This is a genomic window from Vibrio sp. 1557 (genome assembly GCF_033340175.1).
Taxonomy (GTDB): Bacteria; Pseudomonadota; Gammaproteobacteria; order Enterobacterales; family Vibrionaceae; genus Vibrio; species Vibrio alginolyticus.
In genome coordinates, this window is record NZ_JAWOVZ010000265.1 from 1 (window position 1) to 1,075 (window position 1,075).

The window sequence follows — 1,075 nt, forward strand, 5'->3', positions numbered from 1 at the left end:
AATCCCTTGTCCTGGATTTGCCGCATCAACGTACTCATGGTCAATCTCTTTCACAGTCAACGTTGTGCTCAAATCAAAGTCGGTACTGGAATCTTGTTCCAACTCAACTTGAACATAACCACTCTGCGTAACGCGAGCAGAGAAGTCTTGCTCCGATTCATTAGCTTGCGGTGTTAATGTTAACGTGCCAGCGACGAGCGTTTGCGCTACACCATCCACGAACACGGTACAACTCGGAGGGAAGCCAGAAATCGTCACTTCTGAGAAGAACTCATCGGCATCTGGACTTTGGCTGGTCGTTGGTTTCCAGTCGATGTTGAAGCGCGTATCTTCGTCACCTTCCGAAACCACGGTATAGTTATTTCTTGCGTCAATCACAGGGCCAACAATCACACGAATTTCCCCAGTTGAGGTGCGCGTATGACCATCATTTTCAGTAACGATCGTGGTTGCTGTGATGTGAATATTCTCGGTAGACGATGCTTCCGGTTTAATCACAATGCCCGAGTTGATGTTTGCTTGCGTAATATTCGCTTCATAGATTGGCTGGTTATTGCCATCGTACCCAACGAACGTTAAATCGACCGAGTTGCCATCATTATCAAATATCTCAACGCCATCAGGAATGTTGGAAAGCAGTACCGTTACCGTTTCAGAGTGGTCGTTCGGGTTGTCTTTGACTTCTCCAGAAAGAATGCTGAACGAAATATCAACTTGGCCATTTTCATCCACAAATGTTTGAACGCCACGTACGTTACCATCATCAAACTCTTGCCAAATACCTGACTTATCATTGAGTTCAACGATTGGAATATCCGCTACGCCTTTCACATCAACAATGACGGTTTTGTTCCCGAGTGAAAGTACATCTTGCGCAGAACCTGTTGAAAGCGATGCGCTGTCTTTTACGATGCCTTCTACGTTGAAGGTGAAATCGTCGTTGCTGTGCAGTGGTGGCAGCACTTCTACATTCGTCAGCTGCGACTCAGGAATTTCGTAATACAGCACATTGCCGTTGCCATCCGTCACTTCAACAATCTGTGAAGGATTCGCGCCATCGAGCCAGACAAGCGTC

Annotated in this window: 1 pseudogene; it reads right to left on the minus strand. The window is 46.6% G+C overall.

Going from position 1 to position 1,075, the window contains the following annotated elements:
* A pseudogene (locus tag R7070_RS26385) lies at positions 1–1,075 on the minus strand (tandem-95 repeat protein); the annotation flags it as partial.